At 70.4% G+C, this 20,754-nt stretch carries 24 protein-coding genes; 8 read left to right on the top strand and 16 right to left on the bottom strand.

What is annotated here, in order from left to right:
* Nucleotides 1-308 precede the first annotated feature (308 nt).
* On the bottom strand, nt 309-1,172 hold the full coding sequence (locus K343_RS0110605; protein ID WP_028008057.1) for a 4-hydroxy-tetrahydrodipicolinate synthase family protein: 864 nt from the start codon (nt 1,170-1,172) through the stop codon (nt 309-311).
* 119 nt (nt 1,173-1,291) lie between these two features.
* Complete coding sequence (locus K343_RS21695) at nt 1,292-1,486, bottom strand: hypothetical protein (protein WP_043112535.1); 195 nt, start codon at nt 1,484-1,486, stop codon at nt 1,292-1,294.
* Between K343_RS21695 and K343_RS0110615 the strand changes: the two genes are divergently transcribed.
* A complete protein-coding gene (locus K343_RS0110615) occupies nt 1,485-2,183 on the top strand; it encodes a glutathione S-transferase N-terminal domain-containing protein (RefSeq protein ID WP_028008058.1) in 699 nt (232 codons plus the stop codon). The two genes, K343_RS21695 and K343_RS0110615, sit on opposite strands and share 2 nt — an antisense overlap.
* Nucleotides 2,184-2,207: 24 nt before the next feature.
* Here K343_RS0110615 and K343_RS0110620 read toward each other — a convergent pair whose 3' ends face one another.
* Nucleotides 2,208-2,432, bottom strand: coding sequence for a helix-turn-helix domain-containing protein (locus tag K343_RS0110620; protein ID WP_028008059.1), 225 nt, complete (start codon nt 2,430-2,432; stop codon nt 2,208-2,210).
* 96 nt (nt 2,433-2,528) lie between these two features.
* Here K343_RS0110620 and K343_RS0110625 point away from each other — a divergent pair, with 96 nt between their 5' ends.
* From K343_RS0110625 to K343_RS0110635, 3 genes are all read left to right on the top strand, one after another.
* Nucleotides 2,529-3,011, top strand: coding sequence for a hypothetical protein (locus K343_RS0110625; RefSeq protein WP_028008060.1), 483 nt, complete (start codon nt 2,529-2,531; stop codon nt 3,009-3,011).
* Between the two features lie 85 nt (nt 3,012-3,096).
* Entirely contained in the window at nt 3,097-3,834 is a 738-nt protein-coding gene (locus K343_RS0110630) for a dienelactone hydrolase family protein (RefSeq protein WP_028008061.1), read from the top strand.
* Between the two features lie 131 nt (nt 3,835-3,965).
* Entirely contained in the window at nt 3,966-4,448 is a 483-nt protein-coding gene (locus K343_RS0110635) for a carboxymuconolactone decarboxylase family protein (protein WP_028008062.1), read from the top strand.
* Between the two features lie 251 nt (nt 4,449-4,699).
* Here K343_RS0110635 and K343_RS0110640 read toward each other — a convergent pair whose 3' ends face one another.
* The gene (locus K343_RS0110640) at nt 4,700-5,305 is read right to left on the bottom strand and encodes a hypothetical protein (protein WP_028008063.1); all 606 of its coding nucleotides are present in this window, start codon (nt 5,303-5,305) and stop codon (nt 4,700-4,702) included.
* Between the two features lie 205 nt (nt 5,306-5,510).
* Here K343_RS0110640 and K343_RS0110645 point away from each other — a divergent pair, with 205 nt between their 5' ends.
* Nucleotides 5,511-6,440, top strand: a complete 930-nt coding sequence (locus K343_RS0110645) for an NAD(P)H-dependent flavin oxidoreductase (protein ID WP_028008064.1) — start codon at nt 5,511-5,513, stop codon at nt 6,438-6,440.
* 61 nt (nt 6,441-6,501) lie between these two features.
* The gene (locus K343_RS0110650) at nt 6,502-7,320 is read left to right on the top strand and encodes a shikimate 5-dehydrogenase (RefSeq protein WP_028008065.1); all 819 of its coding nucleotides are present in this window, start codon (nt 6,502-6,504) and stop codon (nt 7,318-7,320) included.
* 10 nt (nt 7,321-7,330) lie between these two features.
* On the opposite strand, the gene K343_RS0110655 is transcribed toward K343_RS0110650, so the two are convergent.
* The 7 genes from K343_RS0110655 to K343_RS0110685 form a co-directional block, all read right to left on the bottom strand.
* Nucleotides 7,331-7,999: a DUF799 domain-containing protein gene (locus K343_RS0110655; RefSeq protein WP_028008066.1), complete on the bottom strand. Its 669-nt coding sequence runs from the start codon at nt 7,997-7,999 to the stop codon at nt 7,331-7,333.
* Nucleotides 7,996-8,379 (bottom strand): DUF4810 domain-containing protein, encoded by a 384-nt coding sequence (locus K343_RS0110660; RefSeq protein ID WP_028008067.1) that lies wholly within the window; start codon nt 8,377-8,379, stop codon nt 7,996-7,998. The genes K343_RS0110655 and K343_RS0110660 overlap by 4 nt, the downstream gene beginning before the upstream one ends.
* A gap of 59 nt (nt 8,380-8,438) precedes the next feature.
* Nucleotides 8,439-9,107 (bottom strand): CsgG/HfaB family protein, encoded by a 669-nt coding sequence (locus K343_RS0110665; protein ID WP_028008068.1) that lies wholly within the window; start codon nt 9,105-9,107, stop codon nt 8,439-8,441.
* 130 nt (nt 9,108-9,237) lie between these two features.
* Entirely contained in the window at nt 9,238-10,665 is a 1,428-nt protein-coding gene (locus K343_RS0110670) for a M20 family metallopeptidase (RefSeq protein WP_028008069.1), read from the bottom strand.
* 55 nt (nt 10,666-10,720) lie between these two features.
* Nucleotides 10,721-11,176 (bottom strand): metallophosphoesterase family protein, encoded by a 456-nt coding sequence (locus K343_RS0110675; RefSeq protein ID WP_028008070.1) that lies wholly within the window; start codon nt 11,174-11,176, stop codon nt 10,721-10,723.
* Nucleotides 11,173-11,847: a cation efflux transmembrane domain-containing protein gene (locus tag K343_RS0110680; protein WP_028008071.1), complete on the bottom strand. Its 675-nt coding sequence runs from the start codon at nt 11,845-11,847 to the stop codon at nt 11,173-11,175. Before K343_RS0110680 ends, K343_RS0110675 begins: the two co-directional genes overlap by 4 nt.
* A gap of 60 nt (nt 11,848-11,907) precedes the next feature.
* Entirely contained in the window at nt 11,908-13,677 is a 1,770-nt protein-coding gene (locus K343_RS0110685) for a M14 family metallopeptidase (RefSeq protein ID WP_028008072.1), read from the bottom strand.
* Between the two features lie 163 nt (nt 13,678-13,840).
* On the opposite strand from K343_RS0110685, the gene K343_RS0110690 reads away from it, so the two are divergent.
* A complete protein-coding gene (locus K343_RS0110690) occupies nt 13,841-14,329 on the top strand; it encodes a cupin domain-containing protein (RefSeq protein ID WP_028008073.1) in 489 nt (162 codons plus the stop codon).
* A 19-nt stretch (nt 14,330-14,348) separates the two neighbouring features.
* Here K343_RS0110690 and pncB read toward each other — a convergent pair whose 3' ends face one another.
* The gene (gene pncB / locus K343_RS0110695; protein WP_028008074.1) at nt 14,349-15,515 is read right to left on the bottom strand and encodes a nicotinate phosphoribosyltransferase; all 1,167 of its coding nucleotides are present in this window, start codon (nt 15,513-15,515) and stop codon (nt 14,349-14,351) included.
* 151 nt (nt 15,516-15,666) lie between these two features.
* On the opposite strand from pncB, the gene K343_RS23395 reads away from it, so the two are divergent.
* The gene (locus tag K343_RS23395; RefSeq protein ID WP_051278184.1) at nt 15,667-17,019 is read left to right on the top strand and encodes a GGDEF domain-containing protein; all 1,353 of its coding nucleotides are present in this window, start codon (nt 15,667-15,669) and stop codon (nt 17,017-17,019) included.
* Here the strand turns inward: K343_RS23395 and K343_RS0110705 are convergent.
* The 4 genes from K343_RS0110705 to K343_RS0110715 form a co-directional block, all read right to left on the bottom strand.
* Nucleotides 17,007-17,780 carry an SDR family oxidoreductase gene (locus tag K343_RS0110705; protein ID WP_028008075.1) on the bottom strand — a complete coding sequence of 258 codons (774 nt, stop codon included), beginning with the start codon at nt 17,778-17,780 and terminating at the stop codon, nt 17,007-17,009. The genes K343_RS23395 and K343_RS0110705 overlap by 13 nt on opposite strands.
* A gap of 395 nt (nt 17,781-18,175) precedes the next feature.
* Nucleotides 18,176-19,408: a metallophosphoesterase gene (locus K343_RS0110710; RefSeq protein ID WP_028008076.1), complete on the bottom strand. Its 1,233-nt coding sequence runs from the start codon at nt 19,406-19,408 to the stop codon at nt 18,176-18,178.
* A gap of 100 nt (nt 19,409-19,508) precedes the next feature.
* Nucleotides 19,509-19,775 carry a hypothetical protein gene (locus K343_RS24470; RefSeq protein WP_154662519.1) on the bottom strand — a complete coding sequence of 89 codons (267 nt, stop codon included), beginning with the start codon at nt 19,773-19,775 and terminating at the stop codon, nt 19,509-19,511.
* The gene (locus K343_RS0110715) at nt 19,759-20,652 is read right to left on the bottom strand and encodes an AraC family transcriptional regulator (RefSeq protein WP_028008077.1); all 894 of its coding nucleotides are present in this window, start codon (nt 20,650-20,652) and stop codon (nt 19,759-19,761) included. The genes K343_RS24470 and K343_RS0110715 overlap by 17 nt, the downstream gene beginning before the upstream one ends.
* Between the last annotated feature and the right edge of the window lie 102 nt (nt 20,653-20,754).

Here is a 20,754-nt window from a genome sequence, read left to right on the forward strand (position 1 = left end):
AAAAACCCCGCCGTGCGGCGGGGTTGGCGGGGATTCGACGAATGCCGGACCTAGTCCGCGCTTTCCGAATGCGCACGCGCCCACGCCGCCCGAAGGTGGCGCTGTCGCGGCGTCGTGATCGCGAAAAGGTTCAGCATGGCGCGCACTCTAGCCGCCGGGCCGAGGCGCGGCAAACCGCTCGGCCCGGCCCGGCCCCTCGCCCTGCAGCCGCAGCCGCTGCGGGGCGAGGGGCCGCGGCGGATGGGGGGCGCGGCGACCGCTTCGATCCGGTTTCGGCGCCGGCAGAACGGCCACCGATGCGGCCGGATCTAAGCGGCCGGCGCCGCCAGCAGCGCCGCGAGGCGCGCCATCAGCGCGTCGGACGCGGCGTGCATCGGCGCGCGGCAGCGGCGGTCAATGGTGCCGGTGCAGGCCAGCGCGGCCTTGATGCCGGCCGGATTCGGCTCGGCGAACAAGGCCTGGATCAGCGGCCACAGGCCGTGGAAGATCCGCCGCGCGTCGCCGAGGCGCTCTTCGCGCACGGCGTCGCAGACGGCGCTGTAGCGTTCCGGGAACAGGTGGGCGGACGCGGCGATCGCGCCGCTGCCACCGGCGCACAGCGTGGCGAGAATATTGCCGTCCTCGCCGGCGAGCACCGCCAGTGGCGTGTTGACGATCAGTTCCAGCGTCAGCGCGGCGCTGCCGCCGCAGTCCTTCACCGCCTGGATGCGCGGATGCCGCGCCAGCGCCATGAAACTGTCGGGCTCGATCGCCACGCCGGTGCGGTACGGAATGTTGTAGACGATCAGCGGGCAGTGCGCGTGGTCGGCGAGATCGCGGTAGTAGTCGACGATCGCCGCCTGCGACGGCCGCACGTAGTACGGCGGCGGCACCAGCAGGCCGGCCAGCGGCCGGCTGCGCAGCGCGGCGAGCTGTGCGTGCAGCGCGCGGCGGTTCGGGCCGCCGGTGCCCATCACCACCGGGCGTTCGCTCGCCGCCAGCACGGTGTCGAGCACCGCGAACTGCTCGTCGTCGTCGAGCGCGTGCGCTTCGCCGGTCGAGCCGCAGGCGACGAAGCCGGCGACGTGCGGCGCGAGCCGGCGGGTCAGTGCGGCCAGCGCCGCGTGATCGACGCCGCCGTCGGCGCCGAACGGCGTGACCAGCGGCACCCAGATGCCGGAAAAGGTTTCCATGTTCCAATCCTCGTAAAGCAGTGTCCGACCGGCAGGCGGTCAGGCGTACGGACTGGAGTGGGGGACTGCGCGTGGTGGAGGGCTCCCGTCAGTGCGCCTGACGGAGCCTCTCGCCCCGGTCAGGTCGGCGAGAGCAGTTTTTTCAGCGACGCGCGCGCGGCCGCCGCGCCGCGGCGGGCGGCGGACGAAACGGAGCGGGTGGCGGCGCAGGACATGCGCGAATGATCCGGGGCGCGCACGCCGGCGTCAACGTCGCGCCGCGCGCATGCCGTACGATGGCGGCCGATCCCCCAGCCCAACTGCGCCACCGCCATGACCGTCGATCTTCGCGCCTTTCCGATCACCGCCAGGTGGCCCGCCCGGCATCCCGAGCGCCTGCAGCTCTACTCGCTGCCGACGCCGAACGGCGTGAAGGTGTCGATCATGCTGGAGGAATGCGGCCTGCCGTACGAGGCGCACCAGGTCAGCTTCGAGACCGGCGATCAGCTCTCGCCCGAATTCCTGTCGCTGAACCCGAACAACAAGATTCCGGCGATCCTCGATCCGGACGGGCCGGGCGGCGCGCCGCTGCCGCTGTTCGAGTCCGGCGCGATCCTGATCTATCTCGCCGACAAGACCGGCCGCCTGCTGGCACGCGAGGGCGCGGCGCGCTACCAGACGATCCAGTGGCTGATGTTCCAGATGGGCGGCATCGGCCCGATGTTCGGCCAGCTCGGCTTCTTTCATAAGTTCGCCGGCCGCGAGTACGAGGACAAGCGTCCGCGCGACCGCTACGTCGCCGAGAGCCGCCGCCTGCTCGGCGTGCTCGACCGCCATCTCGCCGGTCGCGACTGGATCATGGGTGAGGCCTACACGATCGCCGATATCGCGATTTTCCCGTGGGTGCGCAATCTGATCGGCTACTACGGCGCCGGCGAGCTGGTCGGCTTTGGCGAGTTCGCGCAGGTGCAGCGCGTGCTCGACGCCTTCCTGGCCCGGCCGGCGGTGCAGCGCGGACTGGCGATCCCGTAAGGGCGGCGACGCCGGGGCGGGGCGCTACTCGTTCTCCGCCTCGCGCATCAGCTGCGAGGCGCTCACGCCCAGACCCTCGCACACCCGCCGCAGCGTGTTGAGCTGCAGGTTCTTCTCCCCTCTTTCGATCGCACTGTAGTAGGTGCGATGCATGCCGATTTCATCGGCGAAAGTCTCCTGGCTGTAACCCAGCGCGATCCGACGCCGTCGGATGGCGCTGCCAAGAGCCTGTTCGATCGTGGCTTTCATCGAACCACGGTAGGTTGCGGTCTCCCCGGGCTCTACAGCTTTATAAGTGGACTACTTATAAGTATCATCGGCCGGGCATGATGGTTGGGGAATCTCATGGCGATCACCGCGGGCGGAGTGCCTGAGGACATACGCTGGCGGCCGGAACTGGAGGCGGGCGAGGCGACGGACGGCAGCGATACGCTGGACCTGTTGCTCGCCGCCTTGCTCGGCGGCGGTCCGAAACTGCTCGGCGACGCCGGGCTGGCGCGCCTGTCCGAGGCGCGGCTGCAGGCCATCGAGCGCGGCGCCCTGGCCCGCGCCGACGACTGCCTGCACGAGCTGCAATGCCTGGCCCGGCTGCTGGCGGACGCGACGCGCGTCGCGGCATGTCCGCCGCCGGCGCACGATCTGGCGCGGGTGACCCGGCATCTCGGCCGCCTGGCGCAGGACGGCGCGCGCTGGAAACAGCTGGCCGAGCATGCGGCGATGTACCGTGCGCAGCGCGATCTGGCCGGCGAGGTGGCGCGCCGCTGGCTCGGCTGGGCGCGCTATTTCGGCGAGTGGCCGCAGCCGGCCGGCGATGCCGGCGACGACTGAAATTTGCAGCTATCCACCAGCCTCGATCCGCTACAGTTCCGGGTCCGTGCGGCGGCTGCCGCCAGACCGCTGTCCGGAGCGCGTGATGACCCGAATCGAGATCCCGATCGACGATGGCCGTTGTCCCGCCTACGTGTTCCGCCCGTCCGGCGCCGGGCCGTGGCCGGCGGTGCTGGTCTACATGGATGGCGTCGGCATCCGTCCGGCGATGCTGGAGATCGGCGAGCGCCTGGCGCGCGAGGGCTACTACGTGCTGCTGCCCGACCTGTTCTGGCGCGCCGGCCCGTATGCGCCGATGGACCCGCGCGAGGTATTCGGCGACCCGGTCCGGCGCCAGCATCTGTTCGACACCTACTTCGCGCGCGCGACGCCGGCGCTGGTGATGGACGACACGCGCCACTTCCTCGATTACCTGGCCGCGCAGGCGGACGTGCGGCCCGGAGCGGTCGGCGTGGTCGGCTACTGCTTCGGCGGGCTGATGGCGCTGAGCGCCGCCGGCACCTATCCGGAGCGCATCGCCGCCGTCGCCTCGTTCCACGGCGGCCGCCTCGCCAGCGACGCGCCGGACAGCCCGCACCGGCTCGCGCCGAAGATGAAGGCGCGCGTCTACGTCGCCGGCGCGATCGAGGACAGCACCTTTCCGGATGAGATGAAGGCGCGGCTCGAAGCGGCGCTGCGCGAGGCCGGCGTCGCGCATCGCGTCGAGACCTATCCGGCCCGCCATGGCTGGGTGCTGCGCGACACCGCGGCCTACGACGCGGCCGCAACCGAGCGCCACTGGGCGGCGCTCACCGAGCTGTTCGGCGCGACGCTGAAGGCCTGAGCGGCGAGCGGCGGCACCCGCGTTGACGCGCCGCGACCGCGGCATGTCACGAACCGCCGGCGCCCCTCGTCTTGTGGATGAACCGGCGCCGCCGCCGGCGCCGGCGCCCCATCCCCATCGGAGCCTTTCTTATGAGTCCGCGTCTCGACTACGCCCAGCAGTCCCCCGAGCTGTTCAAGAAGTACGTCGCTTTCAGCCTGGCGACACGCCAGGGCAGCACCGTGGAAGCGGCGATCCACGATCTCGTGCAGATCCGCGTCTCGCAGCTCAACGGCTGTGCGTTCTGCGTCGACATGCACGTCAAGCAGGCCCGCATCCGCGGTGAACGCGAGCTGCGCCTGCATCACCTCGCGATCTGGCACGAGTCGCCGCTGTTCGACGCCCGCGAGCGCGCCGCGCTGGCCTGGGCCGAGGCGCTGACGCAGCTCGGCCCGAAGGGCGTCGACGACGCGCTCTACGCAGCGCTGCGCGCACAGTTCACGGACCATGAAATCGTCGAGCTGAGCTACGACGTCATGGCCATCAACGGCTGGAACCGCCTCAACGTCGCCTTTCGCAGCACGCCGGGCGCGCAGGATGCCGCGTTCGGGCTCGACAAGGCCGGGCTGGCCTGAGGCGCGCCGCTGGACTGAGGCGCATCGCTCGATCGCCGCGACGCGACCCGGGCCGATCGCGTGGCGGTCGCAGCGGCGCTGCCGGGCCGGGATGCAGGCGCGCGCCGCCCGACGGCGCCACGCTCATCTTTGGGCCGGCAGTCGGGCATGCCCACGACGGTTCATCCGGCTGCCTGTCGATGGCCTGAAGTCTCGACCGCCTCAGACTCCCGCCGGTACAGCCGGATGAGCAAGCTGTCGAACCTTCACAGCTAGCGCACGGTCAGCAGCCGCGGGCAGTCGCCTTGCGGGCACCAGAACGAGATGAGAAAGCTGTGGCCGCTGCGGCAGGACAGGTCGACGACCTCGTCCATGTGCGCGGAGACGTCCACGTACAGGCCGCAACCGCTGGCCAGCGCCTCGTGGATTTGCGCGCGGTAGCGGTTCGACGCCGCCGCCGCGCGCACGGCCCGGATGGCTTGCTCGGGTGTGAAAGAACCGGGTTCGACGGCGACCTCGCCGAGGCGCGTCTGCACGCTGAGCACTTCGCGGCCGTCCCCGCAACGCCAGCGCTCGCCGTCGCGGCGGCAATCGACCTGATAGCGAGCCGGCTGGCCGTCGATGCTGGCGTGCGCCGCGCAGCGCACGGACACTTGCACGGCGTGCGCGCTTGCCGCGCCGGCGCCGGACTGCCGGGCAACCGGCTCGACGCTGTCGGCGGCGACGCCGTAGCGCGCGCAGGCCAGCTCGCCGACGGCCGCGCGCACCGGTGCCGATAGCGGCCCCGTCGTGCGCGGTTCGCCGGCGCCGGCGGGGCCGGCGAGCAGCAGGAGCGCGAGCAGGCCGAAGACGGCGCGGAACAGGGGCGGCGGTCTCATGGTGGGCGATGTTACGTCGACGCCCCGACGGGCGTGCCGGCCGGAACGCGACATCGTCGCCGTCACCGGAGCGCGCGCAGAGGGATCGCTTCCGCGGCGGGTGCCGCCGTGGCCGGCGCCGTTCTGCCGCGGCGCGGGCGCGGAGGCGCGGCCGGCGGCGCCGGCATCCTACAATGCCGGTTCCATTTTTCGACCGAGTCCCGAAATGCGCCTGCCGCAAGCCTGGAAAGGCCGCGTTCGCCTGCCCGCGATCGTCGCCCCGATGTTCCTCGTCTCCAATCCGAAGCTGGTCGCCGCCTGCTGCCGCGCCGGTGTGGTCGGCACCTTCCCGGCGCTGAACCAGCGCACGACGGACGGCTTCGTCGCCTGGCTCGACGAACTCGGCGCGACGCTGACGGCGAACGATGCGCCGTACGGCGTGAACCTGATCGTGCACAAGACCAACCCGCGCCTCGATGCGGATCTGAAGAAGGTCGTCGAGCACCGCGTGCCGCTGGTCATCACCTCGCTCGGCGCCGTCAGCGAAGTCGTCGATGCCGTGCACAGCTACGGCGGCGTGGTGTTCCACGACGTGATCGGCGTGCGCCACGCCGAGAAGGCGGCGGCGGCCGGCGTCGACGGCCTGATCGCGGTGGCGGCCGGCGCCGGCGGCCATGCCGGCACCATCAATCCGTTCGCGCTGATTCCGGAGATCCGCGCGATGTTCGACGGCTACCTCGCGCTGTCCGGCTGCATCGGCAGCGGCGGCGGCGTGCTCGCCGCGCAGGCGCTCGGCGCCGATTTCGCGTACATGGGCACGCGCTTCATCGCCACGCAAGAGGCCACGGTGTCGGACGCGTACAAGCAGATGCTGCTCGACAGCCGCGCCGGCGACATCGTCTACACGCCGCACATCAGCGGCGTGAACGCCAACTTCCTGCGCCCTTCGATCGTGCGCGCCGGGCTCGACCCCGATCACCTCGAACCGAAGAAGGATCTCGACTTCGGCGCCGAGCTGTCGGGCGGCAAGGCCTGGAAGGACATCTGGTCGGCCGGCCAGGGCGTCGGCGCGATCCACGACGTGCCGTCGGCGACGCAGCTCTGCGAGCGCCTGATCGCCGAGTACGAGGCGACGCGCCGCGCGCTCGCCGGTTAGTGAGGTGCGGCCGCCCGCGCGCACGGCGCGGGCGGCCGGTCGGTAATACGAGGAGGCGCGCATGCGCGCGATCAGCCGCGATACCACGCTGTGCATGTCGCTGTCGGCGCGGCCCGGCAATTTCGGCACGCGCTTCCACAACCACCTGTACGCGGCGCTCGGGCTCGACTACGTCTACAAGGCGTTCACGACCACCGACCTGCCGGCGGCGATCGCCGGCATCCGCGCGCTCGGCATCCGCGGCTGCGCGATCTCGATGCCGTTCAAGGAAGCCTGCATTCCGCTGCTCGATGCGCTGGAGGATTCGGCGGCGGCGATCGACGCGGTCAACACCATCGTCAACGATGCGGGCTTCCTGCGCGGCTACAACACCGATTACGTCGCCGTGCGCCAGTTGCTGCACGAGCACGCGATCGATCCGGCGACGCCGGTGCTGCTGCGCGGCAGCGGCGGCATGGCCAAGGCGGTCGCCTGCGCGCTGCGCGACGCCGGTTTCGGCGACGGCGTCATCGTCGCGCGCAACGAAGCCGCCGGCCGTCGTCTGGCGCAGACCTGCGGCTACGTCTGGCACGCCGAAGCGCCGCCGCCGCGTGCGGCGCTGCTGGTCAACGTCACGCCGATCGGCATGGCCGGCGGCGCCGAGGCCGACACGCTGGCCTTCGACGAAGCGGCGATCGAAGCGGCGGCGCGCGTGTTCGACGTCGTCGCGCTGCCGGCCGAGACGCCGCTGATCCGCCGCGCGCGCCAGCTCGGCATCGCCACCGTCAGCGGCGCCGAGGTGATCATGCGGCAGGCGCTGGAGCAGTTCGTGCTCTACACCGGCGTGCGGCCGGACGTGGCACAGGTCGCCGCCGCGGCGGCGTACGCGCGCGGCGGCTGAGCGCCGCCGCTCAGGGCTGCTGCGTCTGGTACTTCGGCGAGCGGGGCCCGTAAAGCAGGCCGGCCGGCTGCCCGGCCGTCAGCAGGCGCATGCTGGTGATGCCGGCGATGTCATGACTGCGATCGCTCGTCGATTCGACGATCTGATTGACGAGGGCGCTGATCAGCAGCCCGGCAAGACCGCCGCCGGCATTGCCACGATTCTCCGCGCTCGATGCCGACGCCTTGCCGGCCCACAGCACGTTGCCGCTGCGCAGGTCGACCAGATGCGCCTCGGCGGTGACGACGGTCGCGCTGCTGATCAGCTGGTAGACCGTGCCGAACTGCTTGATGTGCACGTACAGCGCGGCGTCGGCCTGAAAGATCTTGTGCAGCCTGTCGACCGGAATGCCTTCGATCTCCGCCGGATTCGTATAACCGTTCTGGCGAAAGGTCTCGTCGACCAGCGACACCGGCAGCACGTAATAGCCGGACTCCGCCAGCGGCATCGTCATCTGCGACAGCAGGCTGTAGCTGGCGTCGACCGTGTTCGTGTCGTTGACCGGCGGCAGCAGCAGGATCGACGCCGGGCGGCTCTGGCGGAAGTTCGTGTAGTCGTAGCCGGTCGTCGTCGCGCAGGCGCCGAGCAGCGCGGCGATGGCGCACAGCGTCAGCAGGCGCAAGCTTCGCATCGTCTTCATGGCGCGCCGGCCTGGGTGCGGTTGAGGTTGCCGATCAGAAAGTCCATGTACGGCTTCGATTCGGGAAACCGGGCTTCCTCGGCCATGAAGGCCGTGCGTGCCGGCCCCGGCTGGCCCATGCGCAGATAGAGCAGCCCCAGGTGCGCGTGAAAGCCCGGCGGCAGCGCCGCGCCCCTGGCGCTGGCCTGGGCCGCGGTTTTTTCGAGCGCTTCGCGCTGTTGCTCCGGGCTCTTGCCGTCACCCTGGAAGTACGCATAAAGCTGCGGCTGGTAGTCGCCCCAGTAGTACAGCGGCTTCGGCTGCGTGGCGCAGCCGAACAGCATCAGCATCGTCGCGACGGCGAGGCCGGCGCGCACGAGCGCGGTCGTCGAGATGGTCAAGGCACCCCCCTATCGATGATGGGCGGCGCGTCCCCCCGGACGCGCGCGGCGGATGTTGGCTACTTCGCCGGACGCCAGGCGCCGGACTGCAGGCCGTCGACGAGATGGTTGACCGCTTCGCGAATGGCGAGATCGAGCACCTTGCCGTTGAGCGTCGAGTCGTAGCTGGCGGTGCCGCCGAAGCCGATCACCTCGCGGTTCGACAGGCTGTACTCGCCGCTGCCCTGCGACGAATAGATGACCTCGGACGTGCTGACGTCGACGACGTTGAGCGCGACCTTGGCGTAGGCGATCTGCTGCTTGCCGTGGCCGAGGATGCCGAACAGCTGCTGGTCGCCGACTTCCTTGCGGCCGAACTCGGTGACGTCGCCGGTGATCACGTAGTCGGCGCCCTTGAGCTTCTGCGTCGCGCCACTGATCTTCGCTTCCTGGCCGATCTCGCGCATGTTGTCGCGGTCGAGCACGGTGAAGCGGCCGGTCTGCTGCAGATGCGTGATGAGAATGGTCTTGGCCTGGCCGCCGAGCTGGTCGACGCCGTCCGAGAAGATGCCGCGCAGATAGTTCGAGCGGTTGTCGAACTTGCCGACCGCGATCGGGCTGCGCGTGCCCTGGTACGGCGTGCCGGCCGTTGCCACCTGCGGCACGGCCAGCGTCCGCGAGCTTTCCGTGGCGCAGCCGCCGGCGCCCAGCAACACCACGAGCGCGAGACCGGCAATCCGCTTGTTCATTCGAAGTTGTCCTGATGGAGAGCCGTGATTATCGGAGAATCGCGCGCGCTCGGGGTGTGCCGCGGGTCTCCTTCGGTCGCGGCGCCCCGGTTGGCCGGCCCGCAGCCGTGGCGGCTGCGGGCCGTACCGTTCAGCGCGGCTGCGCGTGGCGGGCGACGACGTCGGCGACGACCATCGTCACGCGCTTGCCCATCGGGATGTGCAGGAACTCGTTCGGGCCGTGCGCGTTCGAGTGCGGGCCGAGCACGCCGGTGATGAGGAACTGCGCCTTCGGGAACTTCTCGCCGAGCATGCCCATGAACGGAATCGAGCCGCCTTCGCCCATGTACGCCGGCGGCTTGCCGAAATAGGCCTGCGAGGCGGCCGCGACGGCGTCCTCCAGCCACTTCGACAGGGCCGGTGCGTTCCAGCCGCTGCCGGCTTTTTCGAGTTCCAGCGTGACTTTGGCGCCGTACGGCGGGTCGGTTTCCAGCAGCTTCTTCAGCGCTTCGCCGGCCTTCCTGCCGTCGAGCGTCGGCGGGATACGCAGCGACAGCTTCACCGCGGTATACGGGCGCAGCACGTTGCCGGCGCTGGCGAGCGGCGGCATGCCGTCGACGCCGGTGACCGCGAGCTGCGGGCGCCAGGTGCGGTTGAGCACCAGTTCGGTGAGCTGTTCGGTCACCGGATGCATGCCCTCGACGAACGGAAACTTGTCGAACACGGCTTCGCCGAGCGTCGTGGCGACGGCGCGGGCCTGCTCGATGCGCTGCGCGGGAATTTCGACGTAGAAGTCGCCCGGCTTGATGTGGCCGCTGGTCTCGTCCTCGAGCCGCGACAGCAGCTCGCGCAGCACGCGGAAGCTCGACGCGACGACGCCGGACGCGTCGCCGGAATGCACGCCCTCGGTCAGCACCTGCACGCGCAGATTGCCGCCGGTGAGGCCGCGCAGGCTGGTCGTCAGCCACAGCTGTTCGTAGTTGCCGCAGCCCGAATCGAGGCAGATGACGAGGCTCGGACTGCCGATGCGCGGTGCGAGATGGTCGACGTAGTACGGCAGATCGTAGCTGCCGGATTCCTCGCAGGCCTCGATCATCACCACGCAGCGCGCCTGCGGCAGGCCCTGCTCGCGCAGCGCCAGCAGCGCCGCGAGCGAACCGAAGATCGCGTAGCCGTCATCGGCGCCGCCGCGGCCGTAGAGCTTGTCGCCCTTGCGCACTGGCGTCCACGGACCCAGATCTTCGGCCCAGCCGCTCATTTCCGGCTGCTTGTCGAGATGGCCGTAGAGCAGCACGCAATCGTCGTTCGAGCCGCCGTTGGCGGCCGGCACGTCGATGTAGATCAGCGGCGTGCGGCCCGGCAGGCGCACGACTTCGAGCGTGGCGTCGCCGAGCGCCGCCAGCTTGCCGCGCGCCCAGGTCTCCATCAGCTTGACCGCGGCGTCCATGTAGCCGTGCTCGGCCCACTGCGGATCGAACATCGGGCTCTTGTTCGGGATGCGGATGTAGTCGGTGAGCTGCGGGACGATCTCGTCTTCCCAGAGCGCGTCGACGAAGGCGGAAAGCTTCTGTGTGTTCATGATTCGGGTGGTCGTGGTGCGGGGGACGCGCGCGCGGCGCGCTTCTCGGCTGGCGCTACGCGAGCTCGACGATCCTGGCGCGGATGGTATCGCCAACGATCTCGGCGCGCGCGACGCTGATCGGCAGGCTGAAGCGGCGCGGTCCGGCGCTGCCGGGATTCAGATAGAGGACGCCGTCGCGCGTCTCGATTTTCGGCCGGTGCGAGTGGCCGCTGACGACGGCGGCGATGCCTTCGCGTCGCGGTTCGAGCGCCAGCGTCTTGAGGTCGTGCAGCAGGTGCAGGCGCAGGCCGCCGGCGGCGAAGGTCTGCGTCTCCGGCACGTCCATCGCCCAGGGCTCGGTGTCGTTGTTGCCGCGCACCGCGACCAGCGGCGCCAGCGCGCGCAGCGCGGCGAGCACGTCCGGCGCGCCGATGTCGCCGGCGTGCACGATCAGCTCGCTGCCGCGCAGCGCCTCCAGCGCTTCGCGCCGCAGCAGGCCGTGGGTGTCGGAGATCAGGCCGATGTTCATCGGCCGCCGGCAGCCGTGCGGGGCGTCGCGGCGCCGCGGGGCAGGGTGCCGTCGACGTCGCGCAGTTCGTGCAAGGCCTGGCGCAGCACGCTGCGCGCCGCCGTCAGGCCGAGCCCGGCCATGATCGCGGCGACCAGCAGGTCCGGCCAAGCGCTGTGCGTGCCGAACACGCCGAGCGCGGCGAGCATGACGGCGACGTTGCCGATCGCGTCGTTGCGCGAGCACAGCCAGACCGAGCGCATGTTGGCGTCGCCGTCGCGGAAGGCGTAGAGCATGAGGGCGACCGACGCGTTGACTGCGAGCGCCAGCGTCGCGACCACGCCCATCGTCATCGGCTCCGGCGCGCTGCCGGTCCAGGCGTTCCAGGCCGCCTGGCCGAGCACGTAGAGGCCGTACAGGCCCATCGAGGCGCCCTTGAGCAGCGCTGTGCGCGAGCGCCAGACGGCGGCCATCGACAGCACGGCGAGCGACAGGCCGTAGTTGGCGGCGTCGCCGAAGAAGTCCACCGCGTCGGCGAGCAGCGATACGGAATGGGCGCCCCAGCCGGCGGCCAGTTCGACGCCGAACATCGCGAGGTTCGCCCACAGCGCGATCCACAGCACGCGACGGAAGCGCGGCGAGATCGCGGTCGCGGAACGGCTGCAGGCGGAATCGGAACAGCAGGTCGACATGAGGGCTCCCCGGGCTCGTCCTATTGGACACCGCGCGCCGGGATCGCCGTCAAGGCTCTATCAGCCATCGACGCGCAGCACCGGATACAGGTTCAGGCGCTCGTCCCGGGACGGCGCGCGCTGCGCGAAGAAGGCGAGGCGCGCCTTCGGGTTCTTCGCGAAGTCGGCATCGTGCGCGAGCCGGTCGGTGAACGCCGCGGCGACCTGCGGATCGTCCGCGAGCATGGTGCGCGCCACGTCCTCGGCGACGTAGTCCTCCATGTATTCCTTCTGCTCGAAGGCGTTGTTGAAGAAGCCCCAGGCGGCGAGCGAATCCGGCGCCTGCGGTTCGAGCAGGGCCATCACCAGCCGCGCCTTCGGCTGCGCGATCGGCACCAGCAGCGCGCCGGCCGCGATGTCGCGCGTTTCCTCGCGCCACTCGCCGACGAGCGTCAGCATCTGGTGGCTCTCGAACGAGCGCGGCGCGAACGTCGCCTGGCTGGCGCGGAACGCCTGCACGGCACGCCGCGACTGCGCGTCGGTCAGCGTCTCGAAAGCGATGCCGTGCAGGCGGAGCTTCGCCGCCATCCAGACCGCGTCGGCGGCCGGCACCAGATAGCCGAGCTTCGGCGCCGTAACGCTCAGCGCCGGCCGGATGTCGTCCTTCATCGGCAGATGCCAGACCTGCGGCTCGGTGTCGTCGTAGCGCGTCATCAGCGCGCCGGAGATGGCCGAGGGCGTGCGCGTGTAGGCGTAGCCGAGGAAATCGATCGTGCGCACGGCGTCGGACGGCGCATACGACAGCGCCACCGGCGTGCCGCCGAGCCGGCTCGCGCGGGCGTCGGCGGCGCCCGCCAGCTTCAGCCACTCGCGGCCGTGCTGCGCGGTCTGTTCGAGCACGGCGACGATGGTGTTGTGGGTGATGCGCACGCGCGTCGGATAGTCCTTCCACGAGTGCGTCTCGACCAGCATGCCGTAGCGGTTGCGCAGCAGTGGATAGCCGTGCGAGAAGCGCGGCGGCGGCACGTTGTCGGCGAAGCCGGAGGACGGATCGTCGTCGACGACGAACGCCGGGTAGAACGTCAGCGGCAGCGAGCCCTGCTGCGCGAGTTTCTTGACGACGTCGCCGCGCAGCGCGAGCCCGGCCTTCTGCATCGCCGCGTCGCCGGCATGCACCGGCTCCATCGTGATCGAGATGTCGTGCTGGAACTTGGCGCCGTCGGTGACGTGCAGGTCGACGCTGAGGATCGGGTCCCAGTCGTTCACCAGCCGCAGCATCGCCTGCATCTCCGGCGCGTCCGCCTTCAGGTAGTCGCGGTTGAGGTTGAAGTTCTGCGCGGTCGTGCGCCAGCCCATTTCTTCCGGGCCGACCTGGTTCGGGCGGTTCCAGCGGCCGAAGCGTTCGTGGCCGTCGACGTTGAACACCGGCACGAAGACCAGCACCTGGCGGTCGAGCACGCCTTTGGCGAGTTCGCCGTCCAGCACTTCGCGCAGCGCGAGCAGGCCGGCGTCCTTGCCGTCGATCTCGCCGGCATGGATGCCGCCCTGGATCAGCACCACCGGCAGTTGCCGTTGGCGCGCGGCGTCCGGCGTCAGCGCGCCGCTGGTGGAGGCGATCAGCGCCTTCATCGGCCGGCCTTCCGGCGTGGTGCCGAAGTCGATGCAGCGCAGCGCCTGCGGCCAGCGCGCGGCGTAGGCCGCGCAGAGCCGGATCACCTCGTCGTAGCGGCCGGTCTGCACGAAGCCCGAGCGCTCGGCGACGCTGCGCAACGCGTCGTCGGCAGGCGCGGCGGCCTGCAGCGGCGCGGCGACCAGGGCGAGGCAGAGGCAGAGCAGGCGCGTGGCGGACATCGGACGGTTCCGGCGGGGGACGGGCCGCCATCGTAGTGCGTCGGCGCGCCGCCCAGTACGGTGGGATTCCTCATGCGCCGCCGCGCGTGACGCGCCGTCCGCGCTTCGGACATGATCGCGGGCGCGCCGGGTGGCGTATCGGGAAGACGAAACGGGAGTCGTCATGGACGAATCGCAGCAGCCCTTGCCGCCGGCGCTCGACGCGCGGCGGATCGCGCCGCGCGCGCAGGCCTCGCTGTACCCCGCGCCGTTCGCGGCGCGCTTCGGCGGACGCAGCAAGCGGGCGCTGGGCGAGGCCTTCGGGCTCGCCAACTTCGGCGTCAACCTGACGACGCTGGCGCCGGGCGCGAGCTCGTCGCTGCGTCACGCGCACAGCCGCCAGGACGAATTCGTCTACGTGCTGGAAGGGCATCCGACGCTGATCACCGACGCCGGCGAAACGCCGCTGGCGCCCGGCATGTGCGCGGGTTTTCGCGCCGGCCGCGGCGACGCGCACCAGCTCGTCAACCGCAGCGATGCGCCGGTCGTCTACCTGGAGGTCGGCGATCGCAGCGTCGGCGACGAAGTCGTGTATCCCGACGACGATCTCGCGATGACGAGCGGCGCGGACGGCCGCCGCCGCTTCACCCGCAAGGACGGCAGCGCGTACTGAGCAAGACGCCCGGCGGTGCTCAGCCGGCGAACACCTGGCGCAGGTAGGCGAGGTAGGAGTCGTCGTCGCTCATGGTCTTGCTCGGATCGTCGCTGAGCTTGACGACCGGCTGGCCGTTGCAGCGGAACATCTTGATGACGATGTTCAGCGGTTCCGGGCCGAGGTCGTTGGTGAGGTTGGTGCCGATGCCGAACGACAGCCGGCAGCGGCCGCGGAAGCGCTCGTGCAGTTCGACGATGCGCGGGAAGGTCAGCGCGTCGCTGAACACCAGCGTCTTGCCGGCGGGCTCGATGCGCTGCGCCGCGTAGTGCGCGAGCAGGCGCTCGCCCCAGGCGAACGGATCGCCGGAATCGTGACGCGCGCCGTCGAACAGCTTGCAGAAGTACAGATCGAAGTCGCGCAGGAAGGCGGCCAGGCCGTAGGTGTCGGACAGCGCGATGCCGAGGTCGCCGCGATACTCCTGCGCCCAGCGCTCGAACGCGAAAGTCTGCGCGTCGCGCAGGCGCGGGCCGAGCGCCTGGCAGGCCTGCAGATACTCGTGACCCATGCTGCCGAGCGGCGTCAGGCCGTGACTCATCGCGTGGCGCACGTTGCTGGTGCCGGCCAGGCGCGCGCCGAGCGTGGTCGACAGCGTTTCGATCAGCTCGTCGTGCCACTGCAGCGAGTAGCGGCGGCGCGTGCCGTAGTCGGCGATCCGGCAGCCGGCGTCGGTGCGCGCGGCGAGCAGCTGCATCTTGTCGCGCAGGCGGCGGCGGCCCTCGTCGAGCGCGGGCTGCGGCTGCTGCCGGCGGAACCAGGTTTCGTTGATGATCGCCAGCAGCGGGATCTCGAACAGGATCGTGTGCAGCCACGGTCCGCGCACCACCAGCTCGATGCCGCCGCGCTCCTGCGGCGCCGCCGCCAGATGCACGTACTTCTCGTTGAGATGGAACAGGCCGAGGAAGTCGACGAAATCGCCGCGGATGAAGCGCAGGCCGCGCAGGTAATCGAGTTCCGCGTCGCTGAAGCGCAGCGCGCACAGCGCGGCGATCTCCTCGCGCAGCGCCGGAATGCACGGCGACAGGTCGACGCCGGGCGTGCGGCACTTGAAGCGGTACTCGACCTCGGCCGCCGGGAACTGATGCAGGACGACCTGCATCATCGTGAACTTGTACAGATCGGTGTCGAGCAGCGAGGGAATGATCATGGCGCCACGATAGCGGCGCGCCCGGGCTGCCGCCACGGCCGGCGACCGCCTGATCGGCAGATCCGACCGCTGATCGCGGGCCCTCTCAGGTTTTCGCATCCGGCGCCGCAACCTGCGCGACGGGGGAGTTGCGCAAGCGAGGTGGGTGGGAATGAACGGGTTCGCGTCCGCGGCCGGTCTGGCGCTGTTGCCGCATGGCTATTGCCTGGCCTGGGATCCGGCGCTGGTCGTCACGCACGTCGTGGCCAGCGCGCTGATCGCGCTCGCCTACTATTCGGTGCCGCTGGCGTTGCTGGTCTTCATCCGCCGCAATCCCGGCCTGCACGCCAATGCCATGTTCGGCATGTTCAGTCTGTTCATCTTCGCCTGCGGCACCGGCCACCTGCTCGACATCGTCAGCCTGTGGCTGCCGGTCTACCGGCTCGAACTGTCGGTCAAGGCGATCACCGCCGCCGCCTCGATCGCCACCGCCGCGCTGCTGTGGCCGCTGCTGCCGAAGGCGACCGCGCTGCTGCGCTTCCATCGCGAGACCGGCGACACGCTGCGCCGCCTGAACGCCGAGCTGAGCGAGAGCCACGCCGCGCTCGCTGACAGCAACGAGCGCTTCCGGCTGACGCTGCAGAACGCGCCGATCGGCCTGGCGACGCTGGGGCTCGACGGCTCGTTCCTGAGTGCCAATCAGGCGCTGTGCGAGATGCTCGGCTATGCCGAAGGCCAGCTGCTGGCGCGTTCGTTCCGCGAGATCACGCACCCGGACGATCTCGCCCAGGACGAGCAGTGCATCGGCCAGCTGCTGTACGGCGAACGCAGCAGCTACCGGATCGAGAAGCGCTATTTCCACCGCCTCGGGCACATCGTGCACATCCAGCTCGATGTCTCGCTGCTGCGCAGCGTCGACGGGCGGCCGCTGCAGTTCATCGCCCAGATCCAGGACATCACGCATCGCCTGCGCCAGGCGCGCATGCTGGAGCAGCACGCGTCGACCGACGAGCTGACCGGCCTGCCGAACCGCCGCGCCTTTGTCGCCGCCGCCGGGCGTGCGCTGCTTCGTGCGGTGCACGGCGGCACGCCGCTCGGGCTGGTGATGCTGGATCTCGATCATTTCAAATCGGTCAACGACCGGCACGGCCACGCCGCCGGCGACGGCGTGCTGCGCGCGATGAAGGACATCGTCGCGCCGCTGCTGCGGCCGGGCGATGTGTTCGCGCGGCTCGGCGGCGAGGAGTTCGCCGTGCTGCTGCCGGACTGCGGCATGGCGTCATGCGCCGCGCTGGCCGAGCGCCTGCGCGCGGCCATCGCCGGCGCGAGCTGGCCCGGCCTCGGCCCCGATGCGCCCGCCATCACCGCCTCGCTCGGCATCTGCGTGGCCGGCCGCGGCGATCTGCTGGAGCAGGTGCTCGAGCGCGCCGACCGCGCGATGTACGAAGCCAAGCGCGGCGGCCGCGACCGCGTCGTCGTCGCCTGCGGCGCGCCGAGCGAATCGATGCCGGACTACTCGGCGTAGATCATCCTGCGTGTCATACCGCCGTCGACGACCAGCGACTGGCCGGTGACGAAGCCGGCCTGCGCCGAGGCGAGAAAGGCGACGGCCTGGGCGATGTCATCGACCGTGCCGACGCGGCCGACGGGATGCTGCGCGTCATCGATCTGGCGATGCGCGACCGCGCGCCGGCGCGCCGGCTTCTGCTCGGCGCCGGTTTCGATCCAGCCGGGGCAGATCGCGTTGACGCGGATCGCCGGGCCGAGGCTGACCGCCAGCGCGTGCGTGAATGACAGCAGGCCGCCCTTGGCGGCGGCATAAGCCTCGCAATCCGGTTCCGAATGCAGCGCGCGCGTCGAGGCGATGTTGACGATGGCGCCGCCGCGCTCGCGCAGGCCCGGCACGGCGGCGCGCGTGCAGAGGAAGGCGCCGGTCAGGTGACTGTCCTGCCAGCGCCGCCAGGCGGCGAGCGAGAGCGTTTCGATCGGCCCGCTGTGCGGATCGGCGAGGCCGGCGTTGTTGACCAGCAGGTCCGCGCCCGCCGGCTGAGCGGCGCCGCGCTGCCAGTCGGCGAGCGCCGCGAACGCCGCCGCGACCTGCGCTTCGTCGCCGACGTCCGTCTGCAGGCCGAGCAGCGGCGCTCCGGGATGCTGTGCGGCGAGATCGGCGAGCGCCTCGGCGTCGAGATCGAGCGCGGCGACGCGCCAGCCGGCGCCGAGGAAGTGACGGACCAGACCGCGGCCGATGCCCTGTGCGGCGCCGGTGATGATGGCGAGCTTCTGCATGCTTCGTGCTCCGCCGTGCTGCGGGAGGGACGCGGCGGACGCCGCGCGCGAGCCCGCGATTCTAGGCGGCCTCTGCAAAGGCGCCTACATCGCGACGCCGGGGCGCCGTCGGCGACGAAGCGGTCCCGCGGTGCACGACGCCGGTGGCGGCTGTGGATCGCCACGGCCGCGGCGCGGCCTCGCGATGACGGCGTTTTTCAGAGCGGCCCCAGGGCCGGGCTACGTGCAAGAGTCGCGGGCAACAGGCAACAGGCAACAGGCAACAGGCAACAGGCAACAGGCAGCGGTGGCGGCCGGGCGCTGCGTCGCCGTGCGCGCTGCACAAAAAAAGCACCGCCCGCGAGCCGCGGGCGGTGCCTGGGTTGCCGTTGCGTCGCGCCGGCGCAGGCCGCTTGTTACGAATCCGCCTGCGGCAGGTTCGTGGGCTTGCGCGTCCAGCTGAACGGACCGAAGGCGCCGCTGCCGGCCTTGTCGTCGGAGGCGGCGGCGTTCGCGGCCGGATCGATGCTGAGCTTCAGCCATTCCATCGGCGCGCTGCTGCCGTGCACGACCAGGCGATGGAAGTTCTCGACGTCGGCGGACGAGGACCGGTTGCTGGACTGGTTGGCGTAGGCGTCGTCCGTGCAGGCAATCTCCGACGGCGCGGCTGAATCTTCGGTCACGCAGGCGGCGCCGCTCTTCAGCGGATTGTCCGAGCGATAGCCGTGCGAGTCGCCGTTGATCAGCAGCACCGGCTTGCCGAAGCCGGCCGTGAGCGCGGCGATCTTGTCGAGGTACGGCGCATAGCCGGCGATGTGCGTCGCGGCCTTGCCGTCGAGATCCCACATGTCGGCCTGGGTCAGGATCAGCACCGCCTGGTCCTTGTGATCGGTCGCGGTCTTGAACGCGTAGTCGATCCAGCGCAGCGCCGCCGCGGTGCGGCCGGCGACGTCCTGCTGCTGGGCCGGGCTCATCGACGGCGCGCCGTACCAGGGGTCCGTGCCGTTGTTGGAGCCGCCCGGGATGTTGACCGAGACGACCAGCGCGCCGCCGCGTTCGAACCAGACGTTTTCGGCGTAGGCGTTGTCGGCCGGATGCGCGGTGTCGTATTCGTCGGCCTGCGAATGGACGTCCATCGTCCCGCCGAACGCCTTCTCCGGGTTGGCGAAGAAGATCGAACGCACGAGCTGCAGATTGGCCAGCGGATCGCCGCCCGCGTAGTCCACCAGCTGGCCGTCGCCGTCGACCACGTAGGCGATCGATCCGGTGGCGGCGTTGTAGCTGCCGCCGCCTTCCTTGGATTTGTGGCAGTCCGCCCATTCGTTGTCGCCGGGCGTGTAGACCAGCGGCGCCTTGAACGAAGTCCACAGATCGTAGATCGACTGGTTGTAGGCCTCGGTGCAGTACTGCTTGCCCGAGTGCGTGTCACCGGCGTGCAGCACGAGCGAGACGTCCGCATCGGCGTTGATCGCGGCGATGAACTGCGGATAGACGTCGAACTGCGCGGTATCGGTCGGCGAGGTGCCGTAGGGCGAGTCGCCGATCGCGGCCAGCACGGTCTTCTGCGGGGCGTCGTTGCCGCCGCCGCCGGAGCACCCGCAAAGGATGGAGGTTGCGGCGACCGCGATGGAAAGGGTGGTAAAGCGCATCCCGATGATCTCCTCGGCAGTTTGCGTCGCCCCGCGCGCCAGGCCGGCGGCAGGTGAACGAGCGGAAACGGGACCGGGAGTATCGAAAGCGTTTATGACGTCAGGCTGACAAATATATTTCCATGCGCTGACGGAAGCCGGAGGCGCCGTCGGTGTTTCGGCTTGAGGACCCGCTGAAAAGCGCATCCATCGTCATGGCGAAGCGCCGTCGGCGATGAAGCGATCCGGTGATGCACGCACCGGTGGCGTCCGGCTCGCCACGGCCGCTGCGCGGTCTCGCGATGACGGCGTTTTTCAGGGTTTCCTCAATGCCGCGCGGCCTCGCGACGACGGAATGCTTCAGCGCTTCCTCAAGCGTCGCGCGCAAACCGGCCGGGCGAGACGCCGACCTTCTTGCTGAAGGCGACGCTGAAGGCGCTGGACGAGCCGTAGCCCACGCGCTCGGCGATCTCCGACACGTTCAACTCCCGGCGCCTGAGCAGATCCTTGGCGATCTCCATGCGCCACGACAGCAGATATTCCATCGGCGCCATGCCGACGATCCGCGTGAAGCGCTCGAAGAAGCTCGTTCGCGAAAGCGCCGCAGCTCTGGCGAGCTGGTCGACGGTCCAGGAGCGGGCGAGCTGCGCGTGCATCAGCTTCAATGCAACGGCGAGCCGTTCATCGCCGAGCCCGCGCAGCAGGCCGGGCGGCGCGCCGCCGGCGGTGGTCGCGCGCATCGCTTCGATGAGCAGCATGTCGACGAGCCGCGACAGCATGAACGCGCTGCCGGGCTGGCGGCCGTCCGATTCCTCGCCGACGAGCCTGACGAGCTGCGTCAGCCGCGCCGAACCCCGCACGTGCACGATGGTCGGCAGCAGCGCCACCAGCAGACGCGGATCGGCGCAGTCGAACGTGAACGCGCCGCCGAGCGAACGCATGTCGGGTGTGCCGCCGGCCATGCCGTAGCGCAGCTCGCCGCCGCCGGCGACCTGATGCGGATCGAGATGCACGGGCGGCGCCGGCGCGAAGCTGGAGATCGTGAAGGCCGGCGTCGTCGGCAGCAGCACGAAATCGCCGGCGCCGATCGTCACCGCCTCGTGGCCGTCGACCGCGAGCCGGCAGTCGCCGTCGAGCACGATGCAGAAACTGGGCTGCCCGTACTCGGCGTAGCGCACCGCCCAGCTGCCCTTGCCGCTGATGAGGTTGGAGAACACCGCGCGCGGACGCAGCAGCTGGACCACTTCGGACAGCGGGTCGCTCATCCGGACGATCGCTAAATAAATATGGACGGATGATTGTCGATCATCCGGGTTCGGCTGCCTACCATCGTCTCCGCTGCATCAATCACAAACGCGGAGTGCGAC

The sequence above is a fragment of the Solimonas flava DSM 18980 genome (assembly GCF_000426685.1).
GTDB lineage: Bacteria > Pseudomonadota > Gammaproteobacteria > Nevskiales > Nevskiaceae > Solimonas > Solimonas flava.